We start from the raw sequence: 15,607 nt of genomic DNA on the forward strand, positions 1-15,607 counted from the left end.
TGTGGGCTGGGGCGAGGGCGCGGGGATGCTCGTGTTGGAGCGTCTGTCGGATGCGCGGCGGCTCGGGCATGAGGTCCTGGCGGTGGTCCGGGGCAGTGCGGTGAACCAGGACGGCGCGTCCAACGGGTTGACGGCTCCGAATGGTCCGTCGCAGCAGCGGGTGATCCGTCAGGCGTTGGCGAGCGCCGGACTTGCTCCGGCTGAGGTCGACGCGGTGGAAGCGCATGGCACCGGGACTACTCTGGGTGATCCGATCGAGGCGCAGGCGCTGCTTGCGGTGTACGGCGATCGTGGTGAGCAGGGTGAGCCGTTGTGGTTGGGGTCGGCGAAGTCGAACATCGGACACGCCCAAGCCGCAGCAGGTGTGATCGGGATCGCCAAGATGATTCTGGCGATGCGGCACGGGGTCCTGCCCCGGACTCTGCATGCTGAGACGCCTTCGTCGAAGGTGGATTGGTCGGTCGGGGATGTGCGGATCCTGACCGAGGAGCGGGACTGGCCCGTGACCGGCCGTCCGCGCCGGGCGGGGGTCTCCTCGTTCGGGTTCAGCGGTACCAACGCCCACGTCATCCTCGAACAAGCCCCGGACACTCCCGACATCCCGGCCAGCGCCGTCCCTGACTCGGGCGAGCCTGTGCCGGTCTCGGATATGCCGGGTGTGGTGCCGGTGGTGGTGTCGGCGCGGTCGCCGGAGGGATTGCGGGCGGCGGCGGGGCAGTTGGCTGACTTCTTGGAACAGCAGCCTGTGTCGGGCTTGGCTGATGTGGGCCGTGCGTTGTTGATGTCTCGCTCGGTGTGGGAGTTCCGAGCCGGAGTGGTGGCCGCGAGCCGGGATGAGGCTGTGGCGAAGCTCCGTGCGCTGGCTGGTTCTTCGGGCGGGGAGCAGGCTGCCCGTTCGGCGGGGCGAGTGGCGTTGGTGTTCCCGGGTCAGGGGGCGCAGTGGGTGGGGATGGGTCGGGGCCTATGGGCGTCTGATGCTGTCTTCGCGTCGCGGATGGATGAGTGTGATCGGCTTCTGAATTGGTCGCTGCGGGATGTGGTCGATGGCGTAGAGGGTGCTCCGTCGCTGGATCGGGTGGATGTGGTCCAGCCGGTGTCGTTCGCGGTGATGGTGTCGCTGGCGTCGATGTGGCGAGCGCGCGGTGTCGTTCCGGACGCGGTGGTGGGCCATTCCCAAGGCGAGATCGCTGCGGCGGTCGTTGCAGGGAAGTTGACGCTGGCTCAGGGAATGCGGTTGGTGGTGGCCCGTAGCCAGGTGATCGCGGCGCATCTGTCAGGACGGGGCGCGATGTTGTCGGTTGCGGTGGGTGAGGAGCAGGCCCGAAAGCTGATCGGTGAACGGGCGGTGGAGATCGCCGCAGTGAACGGTCCGGCGTCGGTGGTCCTGGCCGGTACTGGAGATGAGATCGCGGCGGTGCGTAAGGAGTGCGAGGCGGACGGGGCGCGATCCTCGCTGCTGCCCGTTGACTACGCGTCGCACTCGGTGCACGTTGAAGCGGCTGAAGGCGAGTTGACCGCTGCTGCGGTCGCCGCCTTGGCCGGGGTCGGTGATGCGCATCAGGGTGAGGGCTTCGATCCGCCGGTGAGGTTGATGTCGACGGTGGAGGTGGACTGGGCTGTCGGGGAGCTGGACGCGGGTTACTGGGTGCGGAATCTGCGTTCTCGGGTGCGGTTCGCCGAGGCGGTGGAGCGTCTGGCGGACGAGGGACATCGGGTGTTCATCGAGGTGAGTTCGCATCCGGTGTTGACGATGGGCATCGAGGCCGTGCTGGAGCGGGCCGGCGTTGTGGATGCTGTCGTGGCCGGGACGTTGCGGCGTGATGAGGATGAGCCGGCCAGGTTCGTCCAGTCGATGGTCGATGTGTGGGTGGCGGGTGGTCCCGTCTCCGTGGCCGAGCTCGCCGCTGCTATTCCGGGAGGCGCGGGGTCCCCGGGACGGTTCATTGCGTTGCCGACGTATCCGTTCCAGCGGGATCGCTATTGGCTGGCTCCGAGTGTGCATGGCCGGTCGCTGGTCGGTTTGGCGGGGGCGGGTTCGTCGGGTCATGCCCTGTTGGACGTGGTGGTCGATGTTCCCGGTGGGGTGATGCTGGCGGGGAGGCTGTCGTTGGAGGCGCATCCGTGGCTGGCTGATCATGCGATTACCGACACTGTCGTGGTTCCGGGTGCTGGTCTGGTCGAGTTCGCGATCGCGGCCGGTGACCTGGTGGATTGCCCGGTCCTGGATGAGCTCGTGATCCAGGCGCCGTTGCGGGTCCCGGCCTCGGGCGTGGTCGACGTTCAGGTTCATGTCGGGGAGGCCGACGAGGCTGGGGTACGGCCGGTGACGGTCCGCTCGCGTCCTTCGGGTGGAGAGGGGTGGGAGCGGAATGCTGACGGTTTCCTTGCTCCCGTCGCTGCTGCGGTTGTCCATGACGGTGCTGATGTGGGGGCCTGGCCGCCACCGGGCGCCGAACCGGTGCCCTTGGATGGCTTCTACGACCGGCTGTTCGAACACGGATACACCTACGGGCCATCGTTCCGCGGCCTGACCGCAGCCTGGACCCGAGAAGGGGAGATGTTCGGGGAAGTGCACTTCCCCGAAGGCACCGGAACCGACGTGGCCGGGTACGGGATCCACCCCGCCCTCTTGGACGCCGCCCTGCACCTGTCCATGGCCACCGCACCGCCCAGTGACACCGGTGGCGTGATGGTCCCGTTCGCGTGGAACCGCGTCGTCCTCCACGCCACCGACGCCACCACCCTCCGGATCCACGCGGCCCAGGGCCCCGACGGGCTGAGGATGGACCTGACCGACCACGCCGGTGACCCGGTTCTGACCTTCGGCGCCCTGAGCTCACGCCCTATCATGCCGTCGGAGCTCACCGCCTCCTCTGCGAGAAGCGCCGTAGCGATGATGTTGGCCGTCGAATGGACGCCCGCCCTCATCGGGACCGTTCATGCCGACGGCGGCACGGCCGCCGCCGGTCATCCGGGCCGTGTCGTGATCGGCGACATGGCGGACCTGGAAGCGCTGGGCGAGGACGTGCCCGAGTGGTTGATCCTCGACGCGGAGCCGTTGATCACTGACTCTGCCGAGGGTGAGCTGGCGCGGGTGCGGGTGGTTCTGGCGCGGGTGCTGGAGGTCTTGCAGGCGTTCACGACCGAGCCGGCCTGTCGTGAGGCTCGGCTGGCTGTGATCGTCCGGGATGCGGGCAATGATCCAGTGGCGGGTGCGGTCGCCGGACTGGTGCGTTCGGCCCAGTCGGAGAACCCCGGCCGGATCCTGCTGGTCGACCTCGCCGACCCGGACCCTGGCACTGAACTCACGGGCTTGGTGGGGTTGCTCGGCCGGGCCGCGGCGGCGGACAAGTGGCAGATCCGGCTCCGGGAAGGGCAGGTCGAGGCTCCCAGGCTCACCCGGGCCGAACACGTCGATGGCCTCAGACGGGCCGGGGGTCTGGGTGCGGGTTGTGTGGTGGTGACCGGTGGTACCGGGACCTTGGGTGGGCTCGTGGCGCGGCATCTGGTTGCCGCGCATGGGGTTCGGAGTCTGGTTCTGGCGTCGCGGCAGGGTCCGGCTGCTGAAGGGGCTGCGCGGTTGCGTGCGGAGTTGGAGGCGGCTGGAGCGGATGTGCGGATCGTGGCTTGTGATGTCGCGGACCGGGCTCAGACTCAGGCTCTGCTCGCCGAGGCACCGGTACCGCTTAGCGGGGTGATTCACACTGCCGGCGTGCTGGATGACGCGGTTTTGGGTGGGCTCACTCCGGAGCGGCTGGAGACGGTGCTGCGTCCGAAGGCGGATGCGGCCACGCATCTGGACGAGCTGACGCGTGGGCTCGGGCTAGCGGCGTTCGTGGTATTTTCCTCCGGTGCTGGGGTGTTGGGCACCCCGGGCCAGGCGAACTACGCGGCCGCGAACAGCTATCTCGATGTTCTCGCCGCCCGACGGCGGGCCGCCGGTGAGGCCGCGGTGTCCCTCGCCTGGGGCTACTGGGCTGAGGCCACCACGATGACCGGGTCCAAGGACCAGGGCGACATCGAGCGGATCGGCCGGGCCGGGTTGGGTGCGCTCGAAACCACCGAGGGGATGGCGCTGCTCGACGCGGCGCTCGACGGCGGACGTCCGGCGCTCGTCCCGATGGTGCTGGACATGGCCGTCCTGCGCCGTCACGACGGACCCGTCCCCGGGGCGCCGTGGGCGTGGCCGCTGGCGCGCATGCTGGCCGGACCACGGCGCCGCACCGCTGCCGCCGTCGGCAATGTGGGAGCGCTGCAGGCGACGCTGGCCGCGATGGCGCCGCAAGACCAGGTGCAGCACCTGGCGGGGCTGGTCAGCTCCGAAGCGGCCCTCATCCTCGGCACGGCCGGGCGGGACCTGGTCTCCATCGACAGTCCGCTGCTCGACATCGGATTCGATTCGCTCACGGCGGTCGAGCTCCGTAACCGGCTGACCAGGCTGACCGGGACCTCCCTGCCCGCGACCCTGGTGTTCGACCACCCGACCCCATTCATGGTCGCCGAGCGACTGGTGGAACTGATGAGAAAAGAGAACACCCATGCTTGACGTTGATCAGTACCTCGCCGCCATCGGCTACGAGGGACCGCTCGATCCCAGCCTGCGAACGCTTCGAGGCCTGCATGAGAGCCATGTCCGGGCCGTGCCGTACCACACTCAGCCCCACGACGCCGATTTCCTGACCGGTGCGGAATTCGACGTAGAGCAGGCTTTTCAGCGTTCGATCGTCAGCCAGGCCGGTGGAAGCTGCTACGAGCTGAACGAATCGTTCCGTCAACTGCTCGAACAGCTCGGCTTCACGGCGCACCGGCTGGCGGCGAGCACGCGACTGCCGAGTGGCCGGTTCGGGCCCGAGATCGAGCACTTGGCCGTGCTGGTGGACCTGGACGGCGAGCATTGGATCGCTGACGTCGGCTACAGCGAACCGACCTCATTCGGGCCGCTCAAAATCACCAGCGAGGTGCAGCGGCAGGACGGCTTCGAGTTCCGCATGGTGCCCGACGGCGAGTGGTGGGTGCTCGAACGGCTTTCCCCGGTGAAAGGTTGGTCGGGGCTCTACCGGTTCAAGGCGGTGGTGCGTTCGCAAGCCGATTTCGCCGCCAGCATCGGCGAAATCGCCGCGCAGCTGAACGAATGGCCGGCGGCGAATCTCCGGATCCTCAGCAGGGTGGTCGGCAATTCGACCGTCCTGATGACCGGCCGTCGCCTCATGAAGCACGAAGTCGGCCGAGAGGTGAGCCGCATGGTGATCGACCAGGGCGAGTACGAGAAGCTCACCGACCTGATTCTCGATCCCGAACTGACCGACGAAGAACGCGCGGAGCGGATAAAGGAATTCCATCCGTGAGCGGTGAAACACCGTTGTCAGCCATCTAGCACAGAAGGATCGCATGAACATGACTGGAGCGGGCGGCGACCATATCGCCGTCTTCGGGGCCGGTGTCATGGGCGTCGGCATCACCGCGCTCGCGCTCGGGCACGGTGTCCCGGTTCTGCTGGTGGACGTGGATCCTGACAAGGTCGCCGCCGCGTCAGGTGAGATCCGCGGACACCTCAGGCAGGCCCAGCTGATGGGCGCGCTGCCGGACGTGCCGACCGGCGAGCTGACCACCTCGGAATCGCCGGACGGCGTCGAGGGCGCGATCGCCGTCATCGAGGCCGTCACCGAGGACTTCGAGACGAAAGCCAAGCTGCACGCCGAGATAGCGGCGGCGGTCGCTCCCGGTACACCTCGGATCACGAACACCTCGTCGATCCCGGTCGCCGAGCTCGCCGCGGCTCTACCCCACCCTGAGGACCTCGTCGGCGTCCACTTCATGAACCCGCCGTCGCTGATCAGGACGGTCGAGGTGATTCGCGGCCCGCAGACCGGCGACGCGGCGCTGGCCGCCGTCAAGGCCCTGGTCGAGCGGCTCGGGCGCAGACCGATCGTCGTGGAAGACGGACCCGGCTTTGTGACCAGCATGCTGCTCCACCGCATGATCAACGCCGCGGCCGACCTCGTCGAACAGGGACGCGCGTCGGTCGAGGACGTGGACGCGCTCATGGAGGGCTGCCTCGGTCACCCGAGCGGCCCGTTGCGCACGGCCGACCTCATCGGGATCGACAACCTGGTCGACTCGCTGCGCGTGCTGCACGAGCGGACCGGCGACGTGGGATGCAGCCCCTCGCCACTGCTGCTGCGGAAGGTCGCCGAGGGCGAATTCGGTCGCAAGACCGGCCGCGGCTTCTACGAATATGCGCGGTTCTGATGGCGGGCCAGGTCGAAGTGAGCGACGCACTCCAGCAGTACGTGCGCGATGTCTCCCTGCGCGACGACGAGGTTCTGCGCGATCTGGCGGCAGAGACCGCCGGCATGAGCGCCCTCGCCGCGATGGTCACGATGCCCGAGGAAGGCCAGCTGCTGGGCCTCCTGACCAGCCTCGTGGGTGCGCGCAATGTGCTGGAGCTCGGCACGTTTACCGGCTACGGCGCGTTGTGCATGGCACGCGCCCTGCCGTCGGGCGGCCGTCTGGTGACCTGCGACATCAGCGAGCGTTGGACGCGCATCGCCCAGCGGTACTGGGAGCGCGCGGGCGTCGCGGACCGGATCGAACTGCGGCTCGACACGGCCACTAAGGTGCTCGACGCGCTCCTCGCCGAGCAGGGCCCCGACAGCTTCGATCTGATCTTCATCGACGCGGACAAGTCCGGATATCTCGACTACTTCGAGCGCGCGCTGAACCTCGTACGGCCGGGCGGCCTGATCGTCCTCGACAACACCCTGTTCTTCGGCCGGGTCGTGGATCCCGCCGCGCAGGATCTCGACACGCTTGCCATCAAGAAGCTCAACGTCGCGCTGCGCGACGACGATCGCGTCGAGCTGTCCCTCATCCCGATGGCCGACGGCATCACCCTGGCGCGCAAGCTCGCGCCGGACCCGCAGCGCTCGTCCCCCGACGGATCATCACCAGAAAAAGGAATGCGTCATGCCTGAATCGACCTCCGAGCAACTGACGACCGCAATGATCGAACAGCGGCTGCTCGATTTCCTCGTCGAGCGGACCAAGCTCGAGTGGGAGGTCGGGCAGGACCTGTTCGACTCCGGAGTGCTCTCCTCGTTGTTCGCGATGGAGCTCGTCGTCTACGTGGAGAAAGCCTTCGACGTCGCCGTCGAGCGCGAGGACCTCGCTCTGGCCAACTTCCGCACCGTGCGCGCGATGACCGACTTGGTGCTGCGGCTGAGGAACGCCGCCGATGCGTGAGGATCTGCCCGCGATCGTGACCGAGGCGGTCGGTGACGCCGCAGGGCGCTGGGACCTGGCCGGCGAGATCCCCTTGGACCTGCTGCGCGGGCTCGCCGGCAAGGGCCTGCTGTGCCCCGAGATCGGGACGCAGTTCGGCGGGCTCGGCCTGACCGGCAGGGAGTGCGGGGAGCTGACGGCCCATGTCGGCTCCCTGTGCAGCTCGCTTCGCAGTGTCATGACCTCTCAGCAGATGGGCGCCTGGACCATCTCGCGGCTCGGCGACCGTACCCAGCGCGAGCACTACCTGTCCCGCCTTACCGGTGGCGAGCTCGTCGCCGTCGCGTTCAGCGAACCGGACGCCGGAAGCGATCTGTCGGCGATGTCCACCCTGATCCGCGAGGACGGGGACACCCTCGTCGTCGACGGCGTCAAGACCTGGATCACGGCCTCCGTGTACGCGGATCTGCTCGTCGTGTTCGGCCGCTACGGCGACGGTGGCGCGGCCGTTATCATTCCGGCGACCAGCCCGGGCGTCCGGCGCGACCCGGCGCGGTCGCCGATGGGCTGTCGTGCCGCCGGGCATGCGACGGTGACGCTCGACGCGGTACGCGTTCCGCGCACGAACCTGCTAGGCGCCGCCGGGCAGTCCCTGGCCATGCTCACCACGATCGCGCTGACCTGCGGCCGTCTCTCGGTCGCTTGGGGCTGCGTCGGAATCCTGCGCGCCTGCTTGGCCGCGGCGACGGCGCACGCACGCGACCGGCGGCAGTTCGGCGTGCCGATCGCCAAGCACCAGCTCGTCGCCCGTCATCTGGCGGAACTGTACGTTGCGGAGCGCACCGCGACTCTGGCCTGCGAGCGTGCCAGCGACTGTTGGGACGAGGGCTCACCCGACCAGTTCACGGCAGCCGTACTCGCCAAGCTCGTCGCCTCCCGGGCGGCGGCCCAGGGCGCCGCGACGGCGGTTCAGGTGTTGGCCTCCGCGGGAGCGCAGGATGGGCACGTCGTCGCCCGCGCTTACCGGGACGCCAAGCTCATGGAGATTATCGAAGGTAGTAGCGAGGTCAGCCAGATGATTCTCGCCGATCGGGTGATGGGAGTGGGCCGATGACGATCGGTATCGGAGCGATCACGTGCCTGTTGCCGCAGAGGCGGGTTGCCGTGACCGAACTGCCCGAAGTGTCTGAGCTCGGGTCGATGGAGCGCGAGTTCCTGGAGACCTCCGGCGTGCGCACGGTCGGCGTGTTCGAGGACGGCGACGTCGGCTCGCTGGCCGGTCGGGCCTGCAAGACGCTGCTTGAGGAGTACGGGGGGAACCCCGATGTGATGATCATGGTTGGGCCGCGCGCGCCGGATGTGCTGATCGGGTCCGACGTCTGCAAGGCCCAGGCGCACGGCGAAGTAAAGAGCGCCTTCGCCTTCGCCGTGGACGGTCTCGGATGCGCGGGCTCGTCCGCGGCCTGGGCCCTCGCCCGAGATCTGCTGATCGCGGACCCGAGCCGCGAGAGCGTGCTGATCACCTTCGCCAGCCTGCCGACCGGCGATTTCCGGATCCGCTATCCGGTCACGGTGATCGGCGATGGCGCCTACGCCATGACGGTCGTGCGCGGCGGTCGGCCGGTGCTGCGCGCCCACCGGCAGGAGACCGATGGCGCCTTCCACGACCTGTTCTATGTCGACTACAAGAGCGGCCCGATGCCGGAATGGCGCGAGGAGTGCCGCTCACGCGACCGGTACAGCTTCGAGTTGGCCATGCACAGCAGGGTCCGGTTGAGTGCGCTGGTCGACGGCGTGCTCAAAGACGCCGGGATTACGAAGGCGGAGGTCTCCGCGACGTTGATGCAGAACGTCACCGAAAGCGCCTTCCAGTTCTACGAGCAGACCCTCGAGCTGCCGATCCACCGGTTCTGCCGGGCACACCTCGCCGACGCCGGGCACCTCGGGGCTATGGATGTCGTGCTCAACCTCCAGCGGGTCGTGTCCATGGGGGGCCTGAGCCGCGGGGATTTCGTGCTGGTGCTCAACAACAGCCCCGTGGCGGCGTGGATCGTCACGCTGTGGGAGATCTAGGAGTCATCTGATGGAGAACGATCCGACGCTGGTCAAATGCCTGATCTGGGACCTCGACAACACACTCTGGCAGGGGACGCTCGCCGAGCAGGACAAGGTCGCCTTGAGCGACGCCGTCCGCAAGGTGATCGTCGGACTCGATGAGCGCGGCATCCTGCAATCGGTCTCCAGCCGCAACGACTTCGACTACGCGTGGAGCCGGCTGGAGGAACTCGGCGTGGCGGAGTACTTCGTCGTGCCGCGCATCGGCTGGACGCCCAAGTCCGGCATGGTCAAAGAGATCGCGGACGAACTCTCGTTCGCACTGGGGACCATCGCCTTCATCGACGACATGCCGGCCGAGCGCGCCGACGTCTCCTACCATCATCCCGAGGTGCGCTGCTACGAGGCCGAGCGCGCAGCTGAGCTGCTGGAGCTGCCCGAGTTCACACCCACGGTGATGACCGTCGACGGACGGCGGCGCCGCCAGATGTACCAGGCGGCGGCCCGCAGGGAAACCGCGAGGTCCGAATTCGCCGGTCCCGACGAGGACTTCCTGCGCACGCTCGGCATCGTACTTCGGATCGTACGCGCCACCGATGAGGACATCATCCGGGTCGAGGAACTCACTCTGCGCACGAGCCAGATGAACGCCACGGGCGTGCATTACTCGGACGAGACACTGCGCTCCCTTCTCGCGGATGAGGCCCACGAGGTGCTCGTGGTTACGCTTGACGATAAGTTCGGTGGGTACGGCGCGGTGGGCCTGCTGCTGATCGAGAAGTTCGAGCACGCATGGAATATCAAGCTGCTGGCCACATCGTGTCGGGTGGTCTTCTCCGGCGCGGGCACAATACTGCTGCGCTGGCTGGCCGACGCCGCGGCAAAAGCGGGGGTCCACCTCGTCGCCGACTTCCGTAAGACAGACCGCAACCGGATGGCCGAGGTCGCCTACAGCTTCGCCGGTTTCCGGTCCGAGGACTGCGACTGCCTGGAGGAGATCCCGCCGGCGTCCGAACCGGGGGTCGAACGGCTGCACCTCACGCCCACGCAGCAGGAGCCACCGTCCACGATGACGGTGTATACCACCGATTTGCGTTCGCCCGAGGCTGCCGACCTCATTTGGGGCATCGCCGGGGCGGAATCGTGAACCGCGGCCTCGCCCGAGCCCCGCATCACCACTGTCTCCACGCATTTTTGCCACATGTCCCGCATGTGGCTTGATTTGCGCCCGGAATCACGGAATCAACACACCTGGTGTGAGATCTTCACCCCCCCGCGGCAGAACACAGGAGTAATCGGATGACGTCGACCACTGCGAAGCAGAGTATGGCCGCGCAGAACGAGCCAGGACGGGGGCGGTGGCTGGTCTTCGGCGTGCTGGCCTTCGCCCAGTACCTGATGACCTTGGATACCAGCATAGTGTTCGTGGCGCTGCCGTCGATCCAAACCGACCTGCACTTCACCCAGACCGGGCTCGCGTGGGTCATGAACGCCTTCATTCTTTCCTTTGGCGGCTTCCTGATGCTGGGCGGCCGGGCGGCGGACGTCTTCGGCCGGCGCAGGGTGTTGACCGTCGGCCTGGTACTGATGGGCATCGCGTCGCTGGCCTGTGGGCTGTCGACGCAGCCCTGGCAGATCGTCGCGGCCCGGGCGGTACAGGGCCTGGCCGGCGCGTTGGTGCTGCCCACCACGATGGCGCTGGTCCTGGACATCTTCGAGCCCGGGCCGGACCGCAACAAGGCTCTGGCCATTCTGGCCAGCCTCGGCGGGATCGCCGGTGCGACCGGAACGGTCTTCGGTGGTCTGCTCACCGCCATCGCCTGGCAGGCGGCGTTCCTGGTGTACGTCCCGATCATGATCCTCTTGCTCGTGTTCGGCGTTCGGGTAGTGCCCGCGAGCGCAGCGACCGCCACGGGTGGCATGGACGTGTGGGGTTCCCTGACTGGTACCGGCGGACTGTGCCTGCTGCTGTACGGTCTCTTGGAGGGCGGCAACAAGGGCTGGACCTCGGCTTCCGTGCTGGGTGCCCTCGCCGCTGCGGTGGTGCTGCTTGCGGCGTTCGTCCTGCGGCAGCTTCGGGCCGCCGTGCCGCTGATTCCTCGCCAGTTGTTCGGGCTGCGCAACGTCGTCTTCGGCAACCTGGCCAACCTGGTGCTCGGCACGCTGCTGGTCGGGATCTTCTTCGTGCTGACTCTGCACCTGCAGGCCGAGCGCGGCTACTCGCCCGTCGAGGCGGCCCTGCTGACCACCCCGATCTGCCTGGGGCTGTTCGCCGGCGCCAACATCGTGGTCCGGTTGTTCGCCCGGATGGCCCCGGTCACTGTGCTGGTCCTCGCGTTCTCGGTCCAAGCGGTCGCTCTGGTGTGGTGGGTCGGGGTGCTCGACGTGCACGCCAACATCGTGCTGTCCTTCATCCTGCCTGGCATGCTGTACACCTTCGGGATGGGACTGGCGATCGTGCCTGCGGTCATTATCTGTACCGCCGGGGTTGAGGGGGACGTGGCCGGCGCGGCATCCGGTTTGAACAACACCACCCTGCAGATCGGCGGCGCGATCGGTGTCGCACTCCTGAGCACACTAAGCCAGCACCGGTTCGACACGGCGCTGGCCGACGGTGCCAGCATGGCGGAGGCCAGCAACGCCGGCCATGCCTGGGCGCTGGCTGGCGGTGCCGGCGTAGCCGCCATCGGCTTGCTGCTGGCCCTGGTGCTGCGGGCCAGCATCCGAGGGCAGCAACCCCCGGCCGACTCCCAGCCTGCCGAACCGGTTGCTGCCGAGGGCATCCAACCCGCCCAGTGACCTGGTCCGGAGAACTGGAGCAGGTCACTAGGCGGATGCGGTCGATGATCTGCAGGGCGCAGTGGATCGTCTCCCGCGGGAGCCGTCTGCGGCCCGCGAGACGTCGTCCTGTGTGGAGATCACGCGCGATCCTGGCCTCGGTCGGCGGCCGAGGCCAGGGCGCGGACGCGTGGCTATTGATGGGTGCTCGACTCACCTGCTGGCGCAGCCTCAATCGCGTGTTCGATTGAACAGCGGCGTCTTACAAAGACTCGTAGGGGGTTTCCTCGTACAGCTTTCGCACCTTGTCCAGGACCTTGTGGTCGGTGCGCCATTCGGTGCGGTCGACGGACAACACTGCCCGAACGCCGATGCCTGCGTTGGTGACGAACGTGGCCTCCATATCCGGTAGGTCGGACACGTTGACGGGCTCCGTCACGGTCAACTGGTCGAGTTCCTGGTTGATCAACGCCATGGTCACGCCCGGTAGCCATTCGGCCTGCGGCCATATCACCCGCCCCTGCTTCACGAAGCCGATGTTCGACGTCGAAGCCTCACTGATCATTCCGTCGTCGTTGGTGAACAGTACGTCGTCGAAGCCGGCCCGCTGTGCGCGACGGCGGTGCATGAGCGCGCCGAAGACGCTGACGTGTTTGACCGTCGGAATCTCGCGCTGGTACCGCGCGGCCTGAAGTCTCAGGGGCGCCGAGACGCCGGGCGCGACCGGCCGAGTGGTCACCAGGATGCTCGGCTCCGCGTCCGAGCCCATGGTCCCGAGGTCGAGAGCCGGGTCGTAGACCGTGACCCGAACCATGATCGGCCCCGGATCCGCGGCCAATGCGTGCCGCATATGGTGACGAACAGCGTCGGTGTCGAGTTCGACGTCGAACAGTTGCCGGCAGTCCCTCGTCAAACGCTCCAGGTGCAGGGAAAGGCCCCGCACGACGAAGTTCTTTACCAGCATCGTCGTGAAATGCCCGTAGTTAGTTAGGGCGAGCACTCTCATCTGATCCGGACTGGCCGGAGCGCCATTCAGTTCCATCGCGTCCTCAAGTATTCGAAGAAGTCCGTAGACCGATAATCGTACCGCCATTCTTCACATTCAACCACGAATAAGCTACTTGCGTGCTCGCAGCAGAACATGAGGTGAGGTTACGTGAGCAACTGATCTCCGGCTTTTGTTGTGCGTACAAAAAAGATTTAAATGGTTAGGGCGAGGGGGTCGGGATGGCCTTTCGTGGCGCCGCCAGGTTCAGCAATGTTCTTCTTGATCGCAGTCGGTGAAGCGAATTGCCCGGTCGGCCCAAGTCCCCGCCCGCGTCGATCGTTGCCTTGGACCGGTCACCGGTGTGCATCAAGGTCAGGTAGCGGGTGCAGGCGACGTGCACATACGCCAGGTAGCGGGTGCAGGCGACGTGCACATACGCCAGGCTCCCCGCCGCGCGAGCCGGGGTCTCATCGACGTGCAGCGCGGGCGCCGCCCGCAGCAGGCCACGCATGCCGCGGGCGGCGGCCATCCAGCCGGTCGAGGCGTTGATCCCGGCCATCTGCATCAGCAACAAGGCCGCCGTCCTGCTGGCCGGGTCGGGCTGGGTGGAGGGGGCCACGAACACGATGCTCGTGTCCAGAACCATCAGAAACTGTGCCAAGGCGAGGATCGCGAAGACCAGCCATTTGGCATCTTGGGGCGTCGCCAGATGACGGCCGGCGGGCTGGTCCTGGTCCTGCTCGCGACCCTGGCCTGTCCACCGAACCGTGGCAGATCGTCGCCGCCCGCGCGGCTCAGGGGCTGGGTGGCGCCATCGTGATACCCGCGACTCTGGCGCTGGTACTGGACACCTTCGAATCGGGTCCGGATCGCCATAAGGCCCTGGCCATTCTCGGCGGCATGGGTGGCATCGCCGGCGCCGCCGGAACCGTCTTGGGCGGCCTGCTGACCGCGCTCGCCTGGCAGGCAGCGTTCCTGGTGTTCGTCCCGATCATCGCCCTGGTGCTCGCGTTCGGCATCCGGATCCTGCCGTCGGGCGGGCCGGTCAGCAGCGGCGGTATGGATGTCTGGGGCGCAGTGACGGGTACCGGCGGCCTGTGCCTGCTGTTCTACGCGGTACTGACCTGGAGCAACGAGGGCTGGACTGGGCGTGCCGTGCCCGGCGCGGTCGCCGCGGTCGTGCTGTTGATTGCGTTCGTCGTCCGTCAGGTCAAGGCTGCTGTCCCGCTGATTCCCCGGCAGGTGTTCGCCATGCGCAACGTGGTCCTCGGCAATGCCGCCAACCTGTTGCTGGGCACCGCTGCTGTTCGGTGTCTTCTTCATCCTGACGCTGCACCTGCAGTTGGACCGGGGCTTCTCCCCCGCCAAAGCGGCCCTGCTGACCGCACCGATCTCGCTCGCGATGTTCATCGGCGCCAACGTCGCGGGGTGGATGCTTAGCAAGATCACCCCGGCCATGACGCTGACCGGCGCGTTCTTCCTTCAGGGCTTGGGGCTGCTGTGGTGGTCGGCCGTGCTGGATGCACACGCCGGCATCACGATGTCGTTCGTGCTGCCCGGCATGCTGTGGGCGTTCTGCTGTGGCATTGCGGTGGTTCGCGCGTCGGTCGCCTGCACTGCCGGCGTCGAGGGACATATGGCCGGTGCCGTCTCAGGACTGAACAACACGACGCTGCAGATTGGTGCTGCGATCGGTGTCGCGCTGCTGAGCACCCTCGCGGGCAAACGCACCGCCACAGAGCTGACCGGCGGAGCGAACCTGACTGAGGCGAGCACCTCAGGGCACGCCCTCGCGCTAGTCGGCGGTGTGGGGCTGGCGGTGACCGGCCTGGTGCTCGCCGTCGTGCTGTGGACCAGCAGCCGTGGGCAGCAGGAGACGCACGGCGACGCTGAGGCAGGCACTCCGGTAGTGGTGGGGTAGGCGGACCCGCACAAGGAAGAACCCCGGTCCTGGTGGGACCGGGGTTCTTCCTTGTGGTACGCCCGGCATGGGCGATTGCTTGGGGGTGGGTGTGAGTCCTCTGGAGGAAGAGGTAGTGCCAACTCCGAGCCGGAGGCAACTGCGTCGTCTTGAGGCGGTGTGGGAAGGAAGCCCGAGGCTGAAACTCTGCACCGAGGAACACGAACCGCGTATGAGGCATGTCGGTTGGGGTGAGCCAGCCACGGATGGCGAAGCCCGTCATCGCCAAGACGGCCGGTGTGTAATCGCAGCAGGGGTAGAGGGAAAGTGATCGTTCTTATCCGGGGAGGTCTGTCCGGGTATCTCGACCGCTGCGGCGGTGGGACGGTCCGCGCGTGGACCTGTGGTCGAGCGGCAAGCACAAGCGACACGGCGGCAACATCCAGGTCCGCACCGCCCCCGACGGTCTGCCGAGCGGTTGACGCCCTCGACGTCGAAGCCGGTCATCGGGCCTGGTGGGCCGGTGGTACCGGGACCATCTGGGATCCGATCGCGGGGCGCACGGCAGTCGGGCTGCCGTCCTGCACCTGGCATCGGACCCGTCCGGCGGCCTGCGCGTCACCGCCGACAGCGGCGTAGCCAGCTGTCGGCGTACACGTGAACGT

At 67.4% G+C, this 15,607-nt stretch carries 13 protein-coding genes; 11 read left to right on the top strand and 2 right to left on the bottom strand.

The features are described 5' to 3' along the window. Positions 1 to 25 precede the first annotated feature (25 nt). The 9 genes from J7E88_RS34920 (at position 26) to J7E88_RS34960 (ending at position 12,075) form a co-directional block, all read left to right on the top strand. Positions 26 to 4,546, top strand: coding sequence for a type I polyketide synthase (locus J7E88_RS34920; RefSeq protein WP_215187525.1), 4,521 nt, complete (start codon positions 26 to 28; stop codon positions 4,544 to 4,546). After that, entirely contained in the window at positions 4,539 to 5,345 is an 807-nt protein-coding gene (locus J7E88_RS34925) for an arylamine N-acetyltransferase (protein WP_215187526.1), read from the top strand. The genes J7E88_RS34920 and J7E88_RS34925 overlap by 8 nt, the downstream gene beginning before the upstream one ends. A 43-nt stretch (positions 5,346 to 5,388) precedes the next feature. Continuing rightward, positions 5,389 to 6,249, top strand: a complete 861-nt coding sequence (locus tag J7E88_RS34930) for a 3-hydroxyacyl-CoA dehydrogenase family protein (RefSeq protein WP_215187527.1) — start codon at positions 5,389 to 5,391, stop codon at positions 6,247 to 6,249. Further along, complete coding sequence (locus J7E88_RS34935; protein ID WP_215187528.1) at positions 6,249 to 6,974, top strand: O-methyltransferase; 726 nt, start codon at positions 6,249 to 6,251, stop codon at positions 6,972 to 6,974. The genes J7E88_RS34930 and J7E88_RS34935 overlap by 1 nt, the downstream gene beginning before the upstream one ends. Next, entirely contained in the window at positions 6,967 to 7,242 is a 276-nt protein-coding gene (locus J7E88_RS34940; RefSeq protein ID WP_215187529.1) for an acyl carrier protein, read from the top strand. Before J7E88_RS34935 ends, J7E88_RS34940 begins: the two co-directional genes overlap by 8 nt. After that, positions 7,235 to 8,335 (top strand): acyl-CoA dehydrogenase family protein, encoded by a 1,101-nt coding sequence (locus tag J7E88_RS34945; protein ID WP_215187530.1) that lies wholly within the window; start codon positions 7,235 to 7,237, stop codon positions 8,333 to 8,335. The genes J7E88_RS34940 and J7E88_RS34945 overlap by 8 nt, the downstream gene beginning before the upstream one ends. A gap of 50 nt (positions 8,336 to 8,385) precedes the next feature. Next, complete coding sequence (locus tag J7E88_RS34950; protein ID WP_308307739.1) at positions 8,386 to 9,294, top strand: 3-oxoacyl-ACP synthase; 909 nt, start codon at positions 8,386 to 8,388, stop codon at positions 9,292 to 9,294. A gap of 10 nt (positions 9,295 to 9,304) precedes the next feature. Next, positions 9,305 to 10,423: an HAD family hydrolase gene (locus J7E88_RS34955; protein WP_215187532.1), complete on the top strand. Its 1,119-nt coding sequence runs from the start codon at positions 9,305 to 9,307 to the stop codon at positions 10,421 to 10,423. 152 nt (positions 10,424 to 10,575) lie between these two features. Beyond that, the gene (locus J7E88_RS34960) at positions 10,576 to 12,075 is read left to right on the top strand and encodes an MFS transporter (RefSeq protein WP_215187533.1); all 1,500 of its coding nucleotides are present in this window, start codon (positions 10,576 to 10,578) and stop codon (positions 12,073 to 12,075) included. Positions 12,076 to 12,316: 241 nt separating this feature from the next. Here J7E88_RS34960 and J7E88_RS34965 read toward each other — a convergent pair whose 3' ends face one another. Both J7E88_RS34965 and J7E88_RS37595 read right to left on the bottom strand, forming a co-directional pair. Beyond that, the gene (locus tag J7E88_RS34965) at positions 12,317 to 13,096 is read right to left on the bottom strand and encodes an aminotransferase class IV family protein (RefSeq protein ID WP_215187534.1); all 780 of its coding nucleotides are present in this window, start codon (positions 13,094 to 13,096) and stop codon (positions 12,317 to 12,319) included. Between the two features lie 166 nt (positions 13,097 to 13,262). Then, entirely contained in the window at positions 13,263 to 13,703 is a 441-nt protein-coding gene (locus tag J7E88_RS37595) for a transposase (protein WP_215187535.1), read from the bottom strand. Here J7E88_RS37595 and J7E88_RS34975 point away from each other — a divergent pair. Beyond that, on the top strand, positions 13,697 to 14,482 hold the full coding sequence (locus J7E88_RS34975; protein WP_215187536.1) for an MFS transporter: 786 nt from the start codon (positions 13,697 to 13,699) through the stop codon (positions 14,480 to 14,482). The genes J7E88_RS37595 and J7E88_RS34975 overlap by 7 nt on opposite strands. Next, positions 14,373 to 14,963 (top strand): hypothetical protein, encoded by a 591-nt coding sequence (locus tag J7E88_RS34980; RefSeq protein WP_285427658.1) that lies wholly within the window; start codon positions 14,373 to 14,375, stop codon positions 14,961 to 14,963. Before J7E88_RS34975 ends, J7E88_RS34980 begins: the two co-directional genes overlap by 110 nt. The last annotated feature ends 644 nt before the right edge of the window (positions 14,964 to 15,607 follow it).

Source organism: Streptomyces sp. ISL-10, from assembly GCF_018614575.1.
GTDB lineage: Bacteria > Actinomycetota > Actinomycetes > Streptomycetales > Streptomycetaceae > Streptomyces.